At 40.4% G+C, this 18,409-nt stretch carries 18 protein-coding genes; 6 read left to right on the plus strand and 12 right to left on the minus strand.

Annotation, left to right across the window (positions count from 1 at the left end):
- Window positions 1-80 precede the first annotated feature (80 nt).
- The 3 genes from ACO05G_RS07435 to ACO05G_RS07445 are packed head-to-tail and all read left to right on the plus strand — an operon-like array spanning window position 81 to window position 3,015.
- The gene (locus ACO05G_RS07435; protein WP_421765383.1) at window positions 81-638 is read left to right on the plus strand and encodes an RNA polymerase sigma-70 factor; all 558 of its coding nucleotides are present in this window, start codon (window positions 81-83) and stop codon (window positions 636-638) included.
- Entirely contained in the window at window positions 628-2,034 is a 1,407-nt protein-coding gene (locus tag ACO05G_RS07440; protein WP_421765384.1) for a carboxypeptidase-like regulatory domain-containing protein, read from the plus strand. Before ACO05G_RS07435 ends, ACO05G_RS07440 begins: the two co-directional genes overlap by 11 nt.
- A 57-nt stretch (window positions 2,035-2,091) precedes the next feature.
- The gene (locus tag ACO05G_RS07445) at window positions 2,092-3,015 is read left to right on the plus strand and encodes a FecR family protein (RefSeq protein ID WP_421765385.1); all 924 of its coding nucleotides are present in this window, start codon (window positions 2,092-2,094) and stop codon (window positions 3,013-3,015) included.
- Window positions 3,016-3,074: 59 nt separating this feature from the next.
- Here the strand turns inward: ACO05G_RS07445 and ACO05G_RS07450 are convergent, their stop codons facing one another.
- From ACO05G_RS07450 to ACO05G_RS07470, 5 genes are read right to left on the minus strand one after another with little or no spacing between them, the layout of a single operon-like run.
- Window positions 3,075-3,923 (minus strand): 1,4-dihydroxy-2-naphthoyl-CoA synthase, encoded by an 849-nt coding sequence (locus ACO05G_RS07450; protein WP_421765386.1) that lies wholly within the window; start codon window positions 3,921-3,923, stop codon window positions 3,075-3,077.
- Window positions 3,904-5,541: a 2-succinyl-5-enolpyruvyl-6-hydroxy-3-cyclohexene-1-carboxylic-acid synthase gene (gene menD, locus ACO05G_RS07455; RefSeq protein ID WP_421765387.1), complete on the minus strand. Its 1,638-nt coding sequence runs from the start codon at window positions 5,539-5,541 to the stop codon at window positions 3,904-3,906. Before menD ends, ACO05G_RS07450 begins: the two co-directional genes overlap by 20 nt.
- Window positions 5,541-5,792 carry a PLD nuclease N-terminal domain-containing protein gene (locus ACO05G_RS07460; RefSeq protein ID WP_348282372.1) on the minus strand — a complete coding sequence of 84 codons (252 nt, stop codon included), beginning with the start codon at window positions 5,790-5,792 and terminating at the stop codon, window positions 5,541-5,543. The genes menD and ACO05G_RS07460 overlap by 1 nt, the downstream gene beginning before the upstream one ends.
- Before the next feature lie 5 nt (window positions 5,793-5,797).
- Complete coding sequence (locus ACO05G_RS07465; protein ID WP_421765388.1) at window positions 5,798-6,952, minus strand: isochorismate synthase; 1,155 nt, start codon at window positions 6,950-6,952, stop codon at window positions 5,798-5,800.
- Window positions 6,949-7,386 (minus strand): hotdog fold thioesterase, encoded by a 438-nt coding sequence (locus ACO05G_RS07470; protein ID WP_421765389.1) that lies wholly within the window; start codon window positions 7,384-7,386, stop codon window positions 6,949-6,951. Before ACO05G_RS07470 ends, ACO05G_RS07465 begins: the two co-directional genes overlap by 4 nt.
- 28 nt (window positions 7,387-7,414) lie before the next feature.
- Here ACO05G_RS07470 and ACO05G_RS07475 point away from each other — a divergent pair, with 28 nt between their 5' ends.
- Window positions 7,415-8,026 carry a histidine phosphatase family protein gene (locus tag ACO05G_RS07475; RefSeq protein ID WP_421765390.1) on the plus strand — a complete coding sequence of 204 codons (612 nt, stop codon included), beginning with the start codon at window positions 7,415-7,417 and terminating at the stop codon, window positions 8,024-8,026.
- 47 nt (window positions 8,027-8,073) lie between these two features.
- On the opposite strand, the gene ACO05G_RS07480 is transcribed toward ACO05G_RS07475, so the two are convergent.
- Window positions 8,074-8,745, minus strand: a complete 672-nt coding sequence (locus ACO05G_RS07480) for a hypothetical protein (protein WP_421765391.1) — start codon at window positions 8,743-8,745, stop codon at window positions 8,074-8,076.
- A 178-nt stretch (window positions 8,746-8,923) separates the two neighbouring features.
- Between ACO05G_RS07480 and ACO05G_RS07485 the strand changes: the two genes are divergently transcribed.
- Entirely contained in the window at window positions 8,924-9,445 is a 522-nt protein-coding gene (locus ACO05G_RS07485; protein WP_421765392.1) for an REP-associated tyrosine transposase, read from the plus strand.
- Between the two features lie 69 nt (window positions 9,446-9,514).
- Here ACO05G_RS07485 and ACO05G_RS07490 read toward each other — a convergent pair whose 3' ends face one another.
- From ACO05G_RS07490 to ACO05G_RS07515, 6 genes are all read right to left on the minus strand, one after another.
- Complete coding sequence (locus ACO05G_RS07490) at window positions 9,515-9,955, minus strand: nuclear transport factor 2 family protein (protein ID WP_421765393.1); 441 nt, start codon at window positions 9,953-9,955, stop codon at window positions 9,515-9,517.
- Window positions 9,956-9,965: 10 nt separating this feature from the next.
- The gene (locus ACO05G_RS07495) at window positions 9,966-10,577 is read right to left on the minus strand and encodes a DinB family protein (protein WP_421765394.1); all 612 of its coding nucleotides are present in this window, start codon (window positions 10,575-10,577) and stop codon (window positions 9,966-9,968) included.
- Window positions 10,578-10,594: 17 nt separating this feature from the next.
- Entirely contained in the window at window positions 10,595-11,098 is a 504-nt protein-coding gene (locus tag ACO05G_RS07500) for a hypothetical protein (protein WP_421765395.1), read from the minus strand.
- Between the two features lie 123 nt (window positions 11,099-11,221).
- A complete protein-coding gene (locus ACO05G_RS07505) occupies window positions 11,222-12,223 on the minus strand; it encodes a helix-turn-helix domain-containing protein (protein WP_421765396.1) in 1,002 nt (333 codons plus the stop codon).
- Window positions 12,224-12,510: 287 nt separating this feature from the next.
- The gene (locus tag ACO05G_RS07510) at window positions 12,511-13,311 is read right to left on the minus strand and encodes a hypothetical protein (protein WP_421765397.1); all 801 of its coding nucleotides are present in this window, start codon (window positions 13,309-13,311) and stop codon (window positions 12,511-12,513) included.
- 149 nt (window positions 13,312-13,460) lie between these two features.
- Window positions 13,461-15,641 (minus strand): helix-turn-helix domain-containing protein, encoded by a 2,181-nt coding sequence (locus ACO05G_RS07515; protein ID WP_421765398.1) that lies wholly within the window; start codon window positions 15,639-15,641, stop codon window positions 13,461-13,463.
- Window positions 15,642-16,029: 388 nt separating this feature from the next.
- Between ACO05G_RS07515 and ligD the strand changes: the two genes are divergently transcribed.
- On the plus strand, window positions 16,030-18,345 hold the full coding sequence (gene ligD / locus ACO05G_RS07520) for a non-homologous end-joining DNA ligase (protein ID WP_421765399.1): 2,316 nt from the start codon (window positions 16,030-16,032) through the stop codon (window positions 18,343-18,345).
- Window positions 18,346-18,409 lie beyond the last annotated feature (64 nt).

Consider the following 18,409-nt stretch of genomic DNA (forward strand, 5'->3'; position numbering starts at 1 on the left):
ATATCTTTCCGTTGGAAGGTCATCTTTTAGAATTTCTTCTAACTTTAAAACGAAATTTTTAGATTTTATAATCACTGCGCTTGGAAAACGAAGAGGTAATAGTTAATAGATTGATAAACAAAGATAAGCGGGCATTTGAACTCGTGTTTAATCAATATTATAATGTGATGGTATTATACGCCTCTAGGTTCATGGACACTCGTGCTGAAGCGGAAGAAATAGCCCAGGACGTCTTCGTAAAATTTTGGGAAAAGTGCGAATCATTATCCGAGGATTCATCGATCAAAAGCTATTTATATCGATCTGTTCATAATTCCTGCCTCAATTCAATCAAGCACGACAAGGTGAAAGATGGATACAGACAGCACGTGATCCATGTCATGGAATCTTCCTACCAAACAGAAATAGATGAAAACGATCCGGATGTTATACGCGAACGGATTCATAAAGAAATTGATAAACTACCCCCACGATGTGCTGAAATATTTAAGCTTAGTCGGTTTGAAGGGTTAAAGTATCAGGAAATTGCAGATCACTTAAGTATTTCTGTAAAGACGGTTGAGGTACAAATGGGTAAAGCATTGAAAGTTTTGAGGGAAAGTCTACAGGACCTGAAAAACCTTCGGGATGCGAGCTAATTTATTTATTCTCTTTCTCATTTATGCTGTTTCCTCGTTCGGTCAGTTTAGAAAAAGTGATCGAATTTCTATTTCTGTCAAAGATGCTCCTTTAGAGGCAATTTTTGATTCATTGAGTGCTCAGACTGATTATTTTTTCAGTTATAACACAGACCTATTACCCAAAGGCAGCCTTTATACAATTAGTGCAGAAAATGAACCCATTGATCAGTTTCTCTCCAGGTTATTTATCGGTACGGGATTAAAATATTCCTTCTTTAAAGACCAAATAATTTTACATTATGAAGCGCCTCAGCTGGTGGTTAAAAAAAAGAATTTCTTTACAATTTCGGGAACTGTCTATGACGAAAATGGCCAACCACTAAATAGTGCCAATGTATTTCTTGATGGAACAACCATAGGTGTTTCAAGTGATATTGACGGGAATTACAAGCTTGAATCTATTCCCCCCGGCTTTTACAACATCGTGTTTTCACATGTCGGATATGAAAATGCGGTGTATCAATTATCAGAAATTAATGGAGGGGCTCGGATCCAAAATCACCAAATGGAGCTGGACCTGGGCCAATTAGAAGAGGTGGAAGTCATTTCCAATAGGATAAGGCGGACGGAAGATAGCTGGTTGGCCTATTACCTTGCTTTTAAAAAGGAACTTATTGGACTGACAGAAAATGCTGATAAATGCGTAATCGAAAACCCGGAAGCTCTTGACTTCACCTATAATAGGGGAGCAAATGCACTTAGAGCCTATGCCAGTGAGCCACTGCAGATTAGGAATGATGCATTAGGTTATCGGATTACTTACTTTCTTGAATCCTTTCGGAAGGAAAATGATGGAGATCTAAGATTCAGAGGAAAAATTAGGTTTAGAAATCTTGCGGCTATGAATGGTGCTGAGAAGAGGGAGTGGAAAAGAAATAGAAAAGAAAGCTACTATGGATCCTTCAATCACTTCAAGAAATCATTGCTTGATGGAAATCTTAGAAAAGACGGGTATCGAATTTATCGATTAAGAGATCTGGAAAAATTCGAAATGAAAAAAGAAAATGAACTGACAGAAGCAGATATCTTAGTTTTCAAGGGGAATCACTATGAGTTGGATTTTAATAACCACCTAATTGTTGAATATCGAAGGGAGAGGGAGTCACGCAGTTTTCTCAGAAACAGCAGCGTAGTAGATGTGATATATTCAGAGTATATCACTCCAAATGGTATTTTAGCTAAGGATCCAGGAAATCAAATTTCAATAATTAGATTGCTTCGAGGATCACTTAGATTAGATTTGTCAGGAGAAATTATGGATAAATTTGGGGTCACCACTTTTGGCTATTGGTCATGGGAAAGGACGGCAGATTTAGTCCCAATAAATTATGATCCAAAATATGATAATTTATAAAATAAAATTAGGGGGTGAGCGTCTCTAAGTTGTTAATAACCAGACGATAAGAAGAAAATGGAAGAAGTATTAGCAAAATATTTTTCTGGTGAAGCTACCAATGACGAAATAACATTGGTTGAAAGCTGGAGATCAGAATCTGAAAGCAACGCAAAAACGTTTTTTTACACCAAAAATGTTTGGTTGGCGTCACAGCCAGAAGTTGCTGCTCCGTCTGATGTTTTAGATGGAATTTTAAGTTCGCCTCAAGGAAAGCAGGTTCCTTTTATAATGAGAAGTTGGGTTAAATATGCAAGTGCTGCCGTACTCGTTCTCGCTATATCACTGCTTTTTGTTCTTAACAACGATTCAGGTGAAAGTGTATACACCAATCAGTCTTTGACAGATGGTAGTGAGATTTTACTACATGGAACATCCAGCATGGAAGTAGTAAACTTTGATGAAAATATAAGAGAGGTTCGAATAGCAGGTAAAGGATACTTTGATATTGAAAGAGATGAAGCCCGACCTTTTATTATCCACACAGACAATGCGAAGATTCAGGTTTTAGGAACATCATTTCTGGTCAAAACTACTGCGTACGGTACGGAGGTATGTGTTGAGTCCGGCGTGGTTGAATTATCAAAGAAAGCAAGAGGTTCGGAAGTAATTTCTGTCAAGCTTGAGAAAGGAGAGATGGGGCTTATAAGCAATAACAACAAAGGCATAATCAAAAGAAACATTGGTGATGCCAACTATCTGGCATGGAAGACCAAGGTGCTTACATTTAATGGGAGTACCATGACCGAAGTGGAGCAGGTGTTGGAAGATGTCTACGGAATCGACGTGAAGTTTGAAAATCCGGATTTCAAAAACTGTAAGCTTACCGCCAAGTTCAACAAAAAGAAAGCAAAAGATGCCATCGAAATAATCGCCCGTACGTTTGGCGTTGATTTTGAATTTTCGAATGGCGAAGCAGTATTAAAAGGAAAGGGGTGCTAAAACACTCCTTTGAAAGAGTCGTCCCACCACTTCAAGTGGTGGGACGACTTATTTACTTATCACGGAATCCACTTAATATCACTAAAATCAGGCTTTCGTTTCTCTAAGAAGGCATTTCGACCTTCCTTCGCTTCATCAGTCATATAAGCCAACCTGGTGGCTTCACCGGCAAAAACCTGCTGGCCAACCATGCCGTCATCGGTCAGGTTGAACGCAAACTTCAGCATCTTAATAGAAGTAGGGGATTTTGCCAATATTTCCTGAGCCCATGAATAAGCTTCATCTTCTAGTTGATCATGGGGAATAACAGCATTCACCATTCCCATTTCAAAAGCTTCCTGTGCGGAATAATTTCTACCTAAGAAGAATATTTCCCTCGCACGCTTTTGCCCAACCATTTTTGCCAGATAGGCTGATCCATATCCGCCATCAAAACTGGTTACATCTGCATCGGTTTGCTTAAATATCGCATGTTCCTTGCTCGCTAGCGTTAAGTCACAAACCGTATGCAGGCTATGACCGCCACCAACAGCCCAACCTGGTACCACTGCTATTACCACCTTTGGCATAAATCGAATTAACCTTTGCACCTCAAGGATGTTAAGCCGAGGCATACCGTCATCGTCTACATAGCCTTGATGCCCTCTGGCATTCTGATCTCCGCCACTGCAAAAAGCCCAGCCGCCATCTTTGGCTGATGGACCTTCTCCGCTCAGGAGAACCACACCGATATTGACATCCTCTCTGGCATCATGAAAAGCCTTATAAAGTTCACCCACAGTCTTGGGACGAAAAGCATTTCGAACTTCTGGTCTGTTAAATGCTATTCTGGCAACCTTACCACATTTTTTATAAGTAATATCCTCAAAGCCTTCAGCTTTAATCCAATCAATCTTTGATTCGCTCATGTATGTATTGCTTTAATTTTTTATAGACGTTCTGGTTCGTTTCCGGATCAGTAAAAACCTCCAAAACCTTCGCTGTTTTGCTTGAATCATAAAAGGAATTTAAATGCGCTGCTAGTGATTTATCATCACTGGCTGTCAGATAGGTAATTCCATTTTCAGCGCAAATATATTCTGCTGTTCGATTATGCCGTGTTTCAAAATAGTCTTCAAGCTCTGGTAAGTTGGCAGGACCATCAATTAACCGGAAGATTCCACCGCCTTGGTTGTTCAGAATAATAATCCGGAAGTTTGGCAAGGCATAATTATGAAATAATGCATTTCGATCGTAGAGGAAGGCCAGATCTCCTGTAATCAGGATATTCATTTTATCTGATACCAGGCTGGAGCCGACTGCTGTTGAAGTGCACCCGTCAATGCCGCTTGTTCCCCGATTGCTTAAACAATGAACGCCTTCTTTGACTCCAAATAGATCGGCATAACGAACTGGCATAGAGTTACTTAAATGCAAGACAGAATCCTTTGGAAGGGATTGAAGAATGTCAAAAGCGGCTTTACTTTCACTATGGTTTACTCCGGTAAGAAACGACTTCACGCTTTCCTTAGCTTTGATTTCCAACGTACGCCATACGGTCAAATAGCCCCGATCTGCATGAGCGAATTGATGTTCATTTAGTGATTCCCATAAAAATTGACCTATTATAGCTGGGTTTGTTTGATAGGTATCTACTTCTACACTAGCAGGATCAAAATGCAGGTGTTTGTCAGGTTTATGATGTCGAAGGAAATTCTTAAGTTTCTTTGACAATACGGATAAACCACTGGTTATTAAGAGGTCAGGCTTAAGGTCAGATTGGCTGTTTATAAAAGCATCAACATGCTCAACCCCCTCACTTAGGTTATTAAGTGGCGATCTGATAACCGGGACCAATTTTGAGATCTTTGAAACCCAGTCGGCTAATTGCTGATCGGGTTCATGCTGACCGATAAGTACTACAATCTTTTTGTAGCCTGAGATGTCAATGTTTTGTTGATCAGTCTTTATTTGATCCCGTTCCTTTATTTCAACCTGCCCATATTCCAATACCTGGTCGATAGCTGGATAGAAGGGCTCCTTAAACGGTATATTAACATGTACCGGCCCATATGGTGGTGTGACAGACTTCTCAAGTGCCTCAATTAGCTTTTGTTGATATTCCTGAGATTGTTTCCCATTAGAAACTACCGGAAGACCATACGTGTGTTTAACGTGATTCTGGAGCGAATCAAGCTGTCGTATGGTTTGACCATCACGCTGATCGATCAATTCAGGCGGACGATCGGCTGAAATAACGATCAGTGGAATTTCCCTGTAATAGGCCTCTGCTATTGCTGGAGCATAGTTGAGTAGTGCTGACCCACTTGTACAGCAAAGTACAACCGGGGATTTTGTCAGCTGAGCTATTCCCAGAGCCACAAAACCAGCAGCGCGCTCATCAGGAATAATCCTCTTGCTAATACCCTCGTGCCTGGCAAAAGAAATCGTTAAAGGTGCATTTCTGGAGCCCGGAGACATCACCGCATGGGTGACACCAAGCTGGAAACAAATCTGTGCAGTGTTGTAAACAGTAGGATGGAGCACTAATCGTGATTAAACTTTGGATTAAATGATCGCTTACTTTCTTTCATCCGCTTTTTACCAATTTGAAAGAATAAGATTGAGCCCAAAATCGGAAAGAGAATGACCAAAATAAGCCAGGGTGCGGGGCTCTCATGGCTGTTTCTACTTAGTCTTATAATATCAATGAGTGCCCAAACCCAAAGCACAACCGCCACCCAAAAAAGGCCACCTAAAAGCATCATCGTTCGATTGCTGAATTCAATCAGTTCCATATCAATTATAGCTTAGATTTTAAAATATTCATTTTCAGTTCAGTCTCTTCAAATTCCTTGTGAGGATCTGAGTCTTCAGTGATACCCGCACCTGCAAAAAACCTCACTTGACCCTGGTCTATTTTCATGCACCTGAGGTTCACAAATAGATCGGTCGAACGTTCAACATTAACCGGACCAAGAAAGCCTGAATAAAACGCTCTGTCATAATTTTCTTCTTGCTGAATCCATGGCTTGGTATGTTCGATTGGCATGCCACAGACTGCAGAGGTAGGATGCAACAGGTGAAGCATTTGATCCGCAAGCTCATCAAAATCTACTTCTGCATAATCAACGATGAATTCAGTCTTTAGATGGGCCAGATTACCCGCCTGGATGGTTTTGGGCCCATGCTCATGAAATTCCCTTAAACGGATTTTTTTAAAGCAATTGATGATGTACCTGCTTACTAATGCCTGTTCTTCAATCTCCTTTTGCGTCCAGGCAATCTCACTTAATTTATTGCCATTCGTCAGCGCTTTAGTGCCGGCAAGAGCCACAGTCTTAAACCGATCGGTATCATTGGAAATCAGCAACTCAGGAGTAGCTCCTATCCAAAGTCCCTTTTCAGGAATATGCGTGATGCTACAAAAGGCATTCTCATATTTATCAGCAATAGATTCAAAAAATGACCAGGTCGTGAAGTTTGAAGGGAGTGGCTCATCACGGTAACGAGACAAGACTACCTTTTCGAAAGTGCCTTTTTCTATTTCATCTAGTGCTTTACGAACAGATTTCTGGTATTCGCTTGATCCTGTTTCTTGCGCTACAGTTTTCTTAGTTGTCGGTTTACTAATTTGTATTCGTTCTTTGAACGCATCAATTTCAGAATCCTGAACACTTGGACTTAGGGTAACCTTATCCGATTTGATCATGATATCGGCCTGGATGTAAAAAGGCTTAACCGGATGATTATCAGCGTATTGATTAATAAGAAACCCGCTGTTTAGATCTTGGAGTTGAAATTCCTCCAGTTGCTCAACTTCTTTTAGGGAAATAAGCATATTGATTTCCGACTGTTGAGGCATCCGCCAGATTGCAAATGCATAACCGACCGCTTGAAGCTGATCGACCAAACGCTCCGGTTTACTCAGTTTTAATATGCTTAATAATTCTGTCACTTCTTATGCGCTAAAATAGCCATTGTTATCCGACTGATGGCTACCAACTCATTGTCGTCATTATGCACCTTAATTTCCCAGACATGTGTCCCACGTCCCAGGTGTATGGGTTTTGCTGTACCCGTAACGAGACCACTTCGTGCCGACTTTATGTGATTGGCATTGATTTCCAATCCAACCGCATATGCTTCATTCAGATCAATACATACGGTAGCTCCTACACTTCCCATGGTTTCTGCCAACGCTACAGACGCTCCTCCATGCAACAAACCCATCGGTTGCTTTGTTCGGTGATCGACTGGCATGGTGGCTTTTAAGTAATCCGGACCAATTTCGGTGAATTTGATGCCCAGATGCTCAACCATGCAACCCTCTGACATATTGTTTAATGCCTCGAGTTGGAGGTAATCAGGAAAAATTCGTTCTTTTGCCATCTATTTAGCAAACCAAGGTAAACACAGTTTGAAAAGCAAGACGATTTTTATACTTAGACACGGAGAGACCGATTTCAATAAGAATGGAATGGTGCAGGGGCGGGGGGTGAATGCCTCCATCAATGAAGCCGGAAAAGAGCAGGCCAGAAAGGCCGGAGCAACACTAGCGGACATTTCATTCGACCATGTATTTACTTCCGCTTTGATTCGCACAAAAGAAACGGTGGGCCAATTCATTCACAATGGAACACCCGTAACATCCCTGGACGGATTTGATGAAATCAGCTGGGGCAATCAGGAAGGAAAAGAAGCTTCATACGATGCGAAAAACCTGTATGCGGATACGGTAAACGGCTGGCGTAGGGGAGAGCTTCACCTGAATGTGGGAGGGGGAGAAAATCCTATCGAAGTGATGGAACGACAGCAAACAGCAATGCAGCAGGTGTTAGAGACGGATGGTGAAAATATCCTTATTTGCATGCACGGAAGAGCGATGCGCGTACTATTGAGCTGGACGCTGAACTATCCCCTGAATTTCATGGATGGCTTCCCACATGCCAATTGCTCCTATTATGTGCTGGGATACCGTGGGAGCTCGTTTTACCTGAAGGATTTTAATAGGGTTGGGCATTTGAGTTGACAGATGACTAAGTAAGGCCATACGCTATATTGATTGTTGAGAAGCGTTTAGTAGGGTTTAAGGTCAGTTCTTCCATTATCAATTATGTATTTTAAGAAATCTCTTCCAAGCCATGTAATATTAACAGTTTGGTCATCATTTATGATAACTAGTTCTTGCTTAATCAAGAAATCAAAGTATTGTTGGTATGGAAAATTTTTAAAAAGTTCTGGATTATTCTTGGCTGCATTTTCGTAAAAGAATTTCAATGATTCCACAGTCTCACCAGATGCTGAATTAAGATGTATAAGAATTTTTATTTGACTGCCATAAATAAAATGGTATACCTGTTCAAAATGATGAACTGCAAGGAGAGCTTTAGAATAATTTATAAGATTGTTCACTTTTTCTGAATCGGTCTTGCATTCTTTGAGACCGCTCTGATCGTCAACCGCATTGCTAAATCTCATTATTGTATCATCGCTAAACATATGGAGTGCTCGTTCGAGTTGTTCAGCTTTGGTTTTAATATTTTCTTCAGACGTTTTCGACTCTTTAGTTGAGGCAGTTGAAGGAGATTCTTGAGAAAGTCTACCGGTTGCGTCAATTGAGTTTTTTCCAACACCAATTTTATTGACTCTGTTAATTAGATCTACTACAGGTTTTCTAAAAATAAGTGCTGCAGCAATGACACTAAGTGGCCATTTCAAAATTTCAAGTATTTCCAATGCTTGTTCCATATACCCATCAACTTTGATGTTAACGCCATATGGCGTTAACTACCTTTCAAATATAGTGGTTGTGTCCTTTATCCCGCTATATAGAAGTAAAAGCTCTATAGGTTATCATCCTTCCGTATGGCCAGCTTTCAACGCCCATGTTGGTGTTTTCACCAACATGAAATGGTTAAATTAGAATGTGAATTTCCCTACTGAGCATCCTCAATTCATCACAATAACTGTTTTCGAGTGGAAGCACTTGCTGAAACCGGATAAGTACAAAGAACTCATTCTGGATAGTCTTGAATTCCTTGTTAAGGAAAAGAGAGTAGAAGTCTATGGATTTGTGATTATGAGCAATCACTTTCACCTCATTTGGCAGATACAAGAACCTCATAGAAGAGAAGCTGTCCAGCGTGACTTTCTTAAATATGTGGCGCAGCAAATAAAGTTTGATCTGATTGATAATCATCCTGAAGTGCTAAAGCATTTTCAGGTAAACAAGCAAGACCGTAAGTGTCAGTTTTGGAAAAGAAATGCACTTTCGACTGACCTGTATTCTTCGGATGTCCTCACTCAAAAACTTGACTACATCCATGATAATCCTGTCAAGGCTGGTTTATGTCAATTGCCTGAGGATTACTATTTTTCCTCAGCTCGATTCTATCTGCAAAACAAGAATGAGTTTGGTTTTTTGTCTCACTATGACGGTGATGAATGAGGTTTATTTAGTTTGTTGGTGACAACACCAACAAAGGCGGAACCAACTATTATATCTTCTTTTTTACTATCAAAATTCTCTTACAAAACGCACATTGGTAATCAACCCGTTTTCAACTTTATAAATAGAAATATACTTGGTCTTTTTGCCATCATTTGTAACCAACTCGTGATTGATTACATAAGGGCCATTTTCCATTTGATTAACAATTTCAACAGCCACCAATTTATTATCGAAATCTGATTTAAAAATGGAGGCTAATCTATCCGACCCTTTTCCCATTAGCTTATCAGGGTATGTGTACACTTTCAAATCTGCATGATACAGTTTTATAAACTCATCGTAATTGTTCGCATTGAAAAGGGCCATTCTTTTGTTAACCACTTCCAGTGCAGTCAAATTAGATTTCTCTGCTGATGGAGCTGAGGCACTATTTCCGTTTGTATCAGGTTTTTCATTGCACGCTATTATTAGTAGCATCATTAAACCCATAATTTTAATTTTTCTCATTGTCCTGTGTTTAGTTATTTGGGAAATCTTTATTATTTAGAATCTGCTTGATCTGTTGTAAATGACGTTCTGAATGTGAAGACATATAGAGCAAAAGTTGATAGGCATCTGCAGAACCAAAATTCACAAAATGGTTTCTTAAGTCGTCTGTGGTTGTTCTGATATACTCAATATGTTTTTCGCGTTTATCCTTAAATTCTATTACCGTTAAACTATGATTGCCATACTTTCCGGTTGGCTCAAATTCTTCGGTCGTTTTCGTACTACTGGTGCGATCAGATACATGTGCCATCAATTCACTATCGGTAAAGCGTAGGTCCTTCCGTCTTTCCGGATCGGCTGGGAGCTTCAAGGACTCCTCGAGCACGTCAAACATCACATTTTCGAAAAGAGTAATATGCTCCATGCACTGGGCAATTGACCATGACGATTCGTTACTTTTAAAATTGAGTTGCTCCTCACTTAGGCCATTAATTGTATTGAGTAGGCTATCTCTGGAACTTACTAACTCGTTAATAGCAAAATCCCGTTCTTCCTTTGTTAGTTCAGTCCCGGAAGTAGTAGAACATTGTGCGAATAAGATTAGAACACCCATTAAAATTATTGTTGGAATTCTGGTCATTGTTATTGGGTTATAAACTATTTGATTTTTATCATTCTTTGAGTTACACCCTTCTCCATGAGATAGTTGACCATCTCAGCAGATTCGCCAATTTGCGCATGATGTAGTAAGGTGAGACCATGAGGTCCTTTTGCAAATAATAGCTCAGGGTACGCTTCCAGCGTTGGTTTCACCAAATCTGTTTTCCCTAGCATGGTTAGTGTAAAAAGGTTGGCTCTGGCGCCTAGAGAAAGTAGATAATTTACAATTTCCTTTTGGCCCAAATGTGCCGCGCCTTCAATGGCTTCTTCAAAGTCACCATCACCCCAATCATAAGATGCATAAATTAAGTTGGGATGCTCGCTGAGCATTTCTTTGACCAGTTCCAATTTGGAATGCCCGGCAATCACAAAACTCTTAACCAATTTTTCATCTAATTGATCCGCTTCTTTTTCTTTCGATTTCATGAGTATGGCGGATGGAACAGCTATGGCTGCCCCGAGTCCTACGATTGACCCATAGATAAATTTTTTTCTATTCATAATTATTGAACCTTCCACTATCATGCACTAGCTGTGCATAACAAAATTGTATGGGACAATAATCAGTGATAAAAGAATTGAAAACTATAAGCAACGTGTTTCCTTGAATGGAAAATAAACGGTTTATCCTTTTCTATAGACGGAAGGCGTTAATCCGGTTTTTTTCTTAAACGCAACATTAAACGAGGTGACGTTTGCAAAACCAGACTCGTAAGCAATGGTGGCTATTTTCTCATTGTCATACTTCGAATCCTTTAATAGAATTTCGGCTTTTTCGATGCGATACTGATTTACAAATTCGTAAAAATTTTGATCCGTATTTTCATTTATGACCTGCGAGATTTCGCGGGATTTCACACGTAATTTTTCAGAGACTACATTCAGTGTAAGACCTTCATCCAAATAGGTGTGCTCGGTTTCAAAGAGTTTTTTTACTTTTTGAAAAAGGATTCCAGAACTCTTTTTATTTAGGTTAGAGCTATCATACTTCTGAAGAGTAAACTTTTGGCGATTTAAAAAAAGATAACTCAAACCATAAATCAACATGGAGTAAAATATGGGTCCCGTAATGTAGTATACGGTAAAATCGAAAAAATTTCCAACATAGTGAAACCAAATAAGTGTCGCACCAATTAAGATATTTCGATACCACCGGGCGATACTTAGTGATACGTGTAATCGATTTTTATACAGATAAGACCAGGAGAGTATCAGGTAAAATAGTAAATGAAAAACGACAACTCCATAATTCCAAAAGGATTCAAAATTTCCCTGCCTTGGCACGAATGGAATTAAAAACAGAAACAAAATGAAAGGTACAAAATGGATGTAATCTCTTAATGTGAATGATTTATTTTTCTCAAAGAGCGATAATCCATAAAGCCACAAAGAAGGCGCAGCAAACAAAATTCCTGAAATGCCAATGTTGTTCTGCCAATTCGCCAAAGGAACATAATGGTTTAGTACAGATTTACCAACCCTAATGGTTAGGCCTAATAAAAACAGAGCTAAAAGAATATTGGATTTCTTGTTTCCTTTTTTGAGTGTGAATAGATAGAAGCTTAAAAAAAGACCTTGCGCCAAGCCGAGAGATGCCAGAATCAGAATGAGACCATTTGTTAACATTTATTAGAGGTCCTTAATTTGATATAATGGATAGACAATGAAGTGGTGTATTAATAGAAACAAAATTTCAAAATTATATCGACAAGTGCTTTAAAGAACATGTTCCTTTGAATAAAGGTTACTATTTATTTATTTATTGTTTTTTAAATGCACTACAACTATAATGTAAACGCCAGGCGTTTATCTATCTTTCAAATATAATGGCTGTGTCGTTTACCCCACTATATAGAAGTAAAAGCTCTATTAGGGTATCGCCCTTCCGAATGGCCAGCTTTTGGAAAAGCTATTTAGAACGTAATGGTGAATCCGGAAATTATATTATTGTACAATTTGTCGATAGGTACGGTAGGAGTAGGATCATAAATGTTTTGGTAGATCAATGATAAGCCTACAATCTTGCTAAACTGGTACGTAAATCGAGAGCTGGAAGCAAATCGAGGGGTAGAAACCAGCTCATCGAACCGGCTTTGGTAATACACGCTAATGTCCAGGAATATTTTATCGAAGGGTGCATATTTTAAGCTGGCGTATGATCCGAGTTTAATATTTTCTGTTTCAATGGGCGTGGTATCTGCAATTGCTTCTGTATTTGCTACACCGTCAAAATTCCATCGTTCAAATTCATAGAATGGGCCAATACCTACAAAGAATCCCAATGTAGGCCTGTTTACAATCCTCCATCTGCTGTTCACTCCAAAGGCATATTTGCGTTCCATTCCTCGTGCTTCCGCCCAATGGACCTGGCTGTAAAATTCAATGGATTGTTTTTTCTCCATCACATTTCTGTATTCAGCATAGATGTACCCGCCGCTAACCAACGTTTCATCACCAAACTTCGAAAGTTCGATCTTGTTTGCGACCGTAAGTGCGTTTTTTCCAACTTTTGCGGATAAATCTGCCGTATTCTCAAAAGAGAACAGGTCTTTTCTCAGGTTTTTATAATTGAAATCTGGAACAATTGAACCCTTCATTCTTCTGGTTGAATCCAGAATAACCGTAAAACTTTCTGTGTGAAGTATTTGAGCTTGAACCGGAGAAAAAATCTGTAAAAAGACAAGCAGCAATGAGATTCTTAGCAGTGTTTTCATTTTGTTAGAAATCTATAAATGGAAAAATGTTTTAACAAGGTATAAAAACAGCAGATTATTTCTGGTTGGCATTTGCAATGAGGTCATCCCGCACTTGTTGCGGGATCTTCAAAAGTTGATAGAAAATCCTGACAGGTTTTCAAAACCTGTCAGGATTCCTTCGATTCCTTTGACTGAGCATGCGCAATCCCCATCTTAATCTCACCCCAGGTGTAGCTATCGGGTAATGCTCCTTTGATCTCACCAGACTTGGTCAGGCCTTCATCATAGCATTTTAGGATCGCCTTGAGTTTGGTTGGTTTTACAAACTGAGCAGCATCCAGATCGCCACTTTCGACATACTTGGCCAAATGAGACTCGATGGTTCCTTCCACCAAACCACGCTCTTCTGCAATGACCTTAATGGATTTCCCTTCCTTATACATCTTATAGGTGATCTCGGCAGTGGGTGTTTTGTCCTTAGAAGCAGCCTCATTGACTTGCTTGGTAGATGCGTGCTTTTGCAAAGCTTCCTTTGTCAATGGCTTGCCTTCGTTGATGTGCTGGATCAGCAAATTGAGTTTTACGATTTGCCTCAGCTGATTACTGAACAGATCTTTTAACTCCACTAACTCAGCCCGATAGGTCTTGGCCTGTGATTGGGTTTTCAAAGTCCGATGCAGTTGAGTTATCCGATCTATTTTATCTGTAAGATGCTCGGTGAAGTAATCAGATGCTTTGGTCATCCGCTCAGCTAATTGATGCCATTCTCCCTTAGATAAGAGCGAATTGACCTGTCGTATAAAGGTTTGTCCAACCTCTTTCAAGGGAAAGGTATCATTAATCAGTTCATCCGTCCACGGTAGCTGTTTTTGCTTCAGGGATCGGTTTTCGTCCTTGTTAAACGTCTTTTTATGATTGACCAATTCTCTCAGCAGTGGATCAAAGAGAAAGGCACGTTCCGCAAACATCCGAATGAATCCAATTCGATCGTTTTCGAATTGCTTCTCCAGCTTTTGAGTATCCTCAAAGCTCTCTATGAAGTATTTGAGTTGCTCATCAATGGAAGGAGATCGCTTGGGTAGGGGACTTGAAAGTATCAGTCCATCTAATGAAGTAAGTCTGGAAAGAGCAACATAGAGCTGACCAGCCGCAAACGTATTTTCCAGATCGAGTATAGCTTTCTCGAAGGTCAGACCCTGACTTTTGTGTATGGTCACGGCCCACGCCAGCTTAACCGGGTATTGTTTGAATGTGCCGAGTACCTTCTGTTCAACCTCCTTGGTTTCTTTGTTCAGTACATATCGAACATTTTCCCATTCGTATTGCTCTACGGCTACTTCCGTTCCATCTTCAAATTTGACCTTGATGCCATCTTCCAAACTGGATACTTTTCCGATCTTTCCGTTGAAGAACTGTCCTTTACCACTGGGGTCATTTTTGATGAACATCACCTGAGCATCTTCCTTTAGTCGGAGGTTCACCTCATTGGGATAGGCATTTTCAGGAAATTCTCGATCGATATCAGCGGTAAAAAGCTGATCCCTACCGTCCAGATCAGCAAGCCTGGAGGTATTGATTTTATCTGCTTTTTGATTGTGCGTAGTAAGGTGAATGTATCCCTCCAGATTCTTGTCAGCTACTTCTGCATCATAGTGATCATTCAGCAGTTCCACATCGTCTTCCAATAGCTCATTGTGTCTCAGACGGTTGAGTAGCTTAATAAATGTCTCATCCGTTTGCCGGTAGACCTTATTCAGTTCAACCCGAATGGGAGGGTTGTCCTTCAGAACCCGTGCATCAAAAAAGTAAGGAGACGCATAAAATTGTTGCAGGAGGCTCTGCTCTTCTCGCTTGACCACCGGAGGAAGCTGCATCAAATCACCTATAAATAAGACTTGCAGTCCGCCAAAGGGATCAAACCGCCTTTTCCTCAAGTGACGCAAAGTCGCATCAATGCAGTCTAGTAGATCTGCACGAAGCATACTCACCTCATCAATAATCAGGAGCTCCAGTTCATTGATGAGCTTCCTTTTTTGTGCTCCAAATTTTGCCTCTCTGAAAAGGGAAGCGGGGGTATTGACCTGAATGTTTCGTTCTGAAAACGGAATCTCTTCCGGCACGAAAGCGCCAAAAGGCAACTGTAGCAACGAGTGTAGGGTAACTCCTTCCGCATTGATGGCTGCAATACCTGTAGGAGCTGCTACCACCGCATTTTTGTAGGTGTTTTTGACAATACTTCGAAGGAAGGTCGTCTTGCCGGTACCGGCTTTTCCTGTGAGGAAAATGTGACGATTGGTGCTGTTTACGTAATTGGCAGCTAGCTCTGCAGCATCACTGAATTGATTCATGGAGCGAAGATTGAATAAGATTGTGCAATATACCATGTCATGCCGTGCTCGACACGGCATCTTCAATTTTACTCATTCAGAAAATGGGAAACAAGTCGCTAACAGCACTTCGAATTACTTCAGTAGTAAAAAGTTGATCTTAGATTCCGAAACAAGCCTGCCTGCAGCATCACTGAATTGGTTCATGGAGCGAAGATTGAATTATATTGTGCAATATACCGTGTCATGCCGTGCTCGACACGGCATCTTCAATTTTGCTCATTCAGAGGTTGAGAAACAAGTTAGTGGTCTGCCTCATTCAATAGTCACCCTGAATTTATTTCAGGGTCTATTTTTTAGTTTTTAATTAACCGAGTGACGTAATTAAAGAATATGCTAATATTACTTAATGGCCAAGCAAAAGATACATGCGGAGGTAGGTAAGCGGGTGATAGAGCTCTCAAACCTGGATAAGGTGCTTTATCCGGAGGACGAGATTGTAAAGGCCGAAATCATTGAATATTATTTAAAACTGGCTCCAACGATTCTGAATCACATCCGAGGCAGAGCTCTTTCGCTAGTTCGATATCCTGACGGGATTTATGGAGAGCAGTTTTTTCAGAAACATCGTCCGGACTGGACACCTGACTGGATCGATTACAAAAGGCTGGGGCAGGAGCGAAAGAAAGAATATGTGGTTGCTAAAGAAGAAGCCACTTTGGTTTGGCTAGCCAACCTTGCCTGCCTGGAAATTCACCAGATTCATAGTTTTTCTGAGCATAGCGACAAGCCGGATTATATTGTATATGACCTTGACCCACCTGAAGATGGCTCATTTCCATTAGAAGATTTGAAGGGCATTGCTTTTTCACTGAAGGAACATTTAGAAAGGTATAATTACCATGTCTTTGTAAAAACCACCGGTGGCAAAGGCCTTCATTTAGTAACTCCCATTGAGGCCAGGTACTCTTTTGAAGAGTGTTTTCAAGCAGCAAAGAAGATAGCTTCAGACTTCATTCAAAAGAATGAGTTAACAACACTTCATATTAAAAAGGAATCGCGAAAAGGAAGGGTGCTTGTTGACATTTATAGAAACCGGCCATCTCAGACCATTGTTTGCCCATATAGTCTCAGAGGTAGGCAAGGAGCTACTGCCTCAACACCTATTGAATGGGATGAACTGGAAAGCCTGAAGGATTTGACACAATGGAATATTAAAACCACGCTTCAAAGAGTAACAGAACACGGAGATGCCTGGGAGCAAATTCGAGGGTGGGCTGTGCCCTTGCATACGGATAAACGAGCGGTTGTTGCAAAGGAACTACCACCCAACAAACGACATAAAACACCGGAGCAACTCACCGATTATGAGAAAAAGCGAGACTTTAATCGAACTCCTGAGCCCCTTTTGTCTGATAGCGAAGTACCAGGAAGTCGATTCTGCATCCAACGTCATCACGCATCCCATTTACATTACGATTTACGATTGGAACAAGATGGAGTATTGAAATCATGGGCGATTCCGCGTGGTATGCCACCAGTTCCCGGAGTTAAACGGCTGGCAGTCCAGACTGAAGATCACCCCCTTAAGTACCTGACCTTTGAGGGAGAGATTCCAAAGGGAGAATATGGAGGTGGTATGATGTGGGTCTATGCAACCGGACGCTATGAAATTACGAAGGAAAAAAAGCAAGGATTCTACTTTCGTCTTTCCGGGAAGCAGCTAAGCGCAGAATATCGGATGCACTTAATGAAGGATAAGGAATGGTTACTAGAGCGTGTGGATGTACCACAACAAAACTTACTTGAGCAAATCCTGAAACCTATGCTCGCCGACGCATCGAAACGTGTTCCGATAGGAGATTATTACTATGAATTAAAATGGGACGGAATTAGAGCTTTAATTTATCTCAATGAAGGTCAGTTAAAGATTTATAGCCGGAATGGAAATGATATCACGGAGCAGTTTCCAGAACTAAATGTTCCAGAGCAGGCCTTCAGAATTAACAATGCCATTTTTGATGGAGAAATTGTTTGTCTGGATCAGGAAGGAAAAGCCAATTTTAAGAAGGTAATTAAGCGCTTAATGAGCAAGAAGAACTTTGATCATGAGTCCAAGCGATCGCCTGCCTATTGTTACTTGTTTGATTGCCTTTACCTGGATGGACGATCATTGATGAACGATCCGCAGGATCGTCGAAGGTGGTGGATGATTGACTCGCTGAGAGTGGGAGAGACCAACTATCGCGTGAGCCAATCTGAAGCCGATGGCAGAGCGCTCTTCACTGCAGCTAAAGCTCATGGGATAGAAGGAATTGTGGCGAAGAGAATAGCGGCAAAATATATAGTTGGAAAACGTAGTGATGCTTGGATCAAGGTAAAGGTGAAGGAAACCAAAGATTGCCTGATTATTGGATTTACTCAAGGGGAAGGAGAACGAGAACGAACATTTGGATCACTTCAACTAGCAGAGCAGGATGGAGATGAATTGATTTATCGCGGTAGAGTCGGAACTGGATTTGATGATGCACTTCTCAAGTCCCTCACCAAACAATTCGTTGATTTAGTTTCGAATGAAAAACCAGTATTAGGAGATGTCCACGAGGAGAAAAAGACAATATGGCTTGAACCTAAATTAGCATGCGAGGTAGAATTTTCAATGATTACCGATAATGGCACTTTTCGAGATCCTGTTTTTAAAAAACTAATTGACTTTATATTATAAATAATGGAATTGAATTTTTTAGTTTTGATTTTTGAAGTGGAGATAGCTATATATTTTAATTATA

The sequence above is a fragment of the Ekhidna sp. genome, assembly GCF_965227465.1.
Taxonomy (GTDB): domain Bacteria; phylum Bacteroidota; class Bacteroidia; order Cytophagales; family Cyclobacteriaceae; genus Ekhidna.

What these genes read in the sequence shown, in the direction of transcription:
- ACO05G_RS07500 (WP_421765395.1), bottom strand. Translation starts at nt 11,098, where the DNA reads ATGAATAGAAAAAAATTTATCTATGGGTCAATCGTAGGACTCGGGGCA.
- ACO05G_RS07490 (WP_421765393.1), bottom strand. Translation starts at nt 9,955, where the DNA reads ATGAGAAAAATTAAAATTATGGGTTTAATGATGCTACTAATAATAGCG.
- ACO05G_RS07480 (WP_421765391.1), bottom strand. Translation starts at nt 8,745, where the DNA reads ATGGAACAAGCATTGGAAATACTTGAAATTTTGAAATGGCCACTTAGT.
- ACO05G_RS07460 (WP_348282372.1), bottom strand. Translation starts at nt 5,792, where the DNA reads ATGGAACTGATTGAATTCAGCAATCGAACGATGATGCTTTTAGGTGGC.
- ACO05G_RS07440 (WP_421765384.1), top strand. Translation starts at nt 628, where the DNA reads ATGCGAGCTAATTTATTTATTCTCTTTCTCATTTATGCTGTTTCCTCG.
- ACO05G_RS07450 (WP_421765386.1), bottom strand. Translation starts at nt 3,923, where the DNA reads ATGAGCGAATCAAAGATTGATTGGATTAAAGCTGAAGGCTTTGAGGAT.
- ACO05G_RS07505 (WP_421765396.1), bottom strand. Translation starts at nt 12,223, where the DNA reads ATGTTAACAAATGGTCTCATTCTGATTCTGGCATCTCTCGGCTTGGCG.
- ACO05G_RS07445 (WP_421765385.1), top strand. Translation starts at nt 2,092, where the DNA reads ATGGAAGAAGTATTAGCAAAATATTTTTCTGGTGAAGCTACCAATGAC.
- ACO05G_RS07515 (WP_421765398.1), bottom strand. Translation starts at nt 15,641, where the DNA reads ATGAATCAATTCAGTGATGCTGCAGAGCTAGCTGCCAATTACGTAAAC.
- ligD (WP_421765399.1), top strand. Translation starts at nt 16,030, where the DNA reads ATGGCCAAGCAAAAGATACATGCGGAGGTAGGTAAGCGGGTGATAGAG.
- ACO05G_RS07510 (WP_421765397.1), bottom strand. Translation starts at nt 13,311, where the DNA reads ATGAAAACACTGCTAAGAATCTCATTGCTGCTTGTCTTTTTACAGATT.
- ACO05G_RS07495 (WP_421765394.1), bottom strand. Translation starts at nt 10,577, where the DNA reads ATGACCAGAATTCCAACAATAATTTTAATGGGTGTTCTAATCTTATTC.
- ACO05G_RS07470 (WP_421765389.1), bottom strand. Translation starts at nt 7,386, where the DNA reads ATGGCAAAAGAACGAATTTTTCCTGATTACCTCCAACTCGAGGCATTA.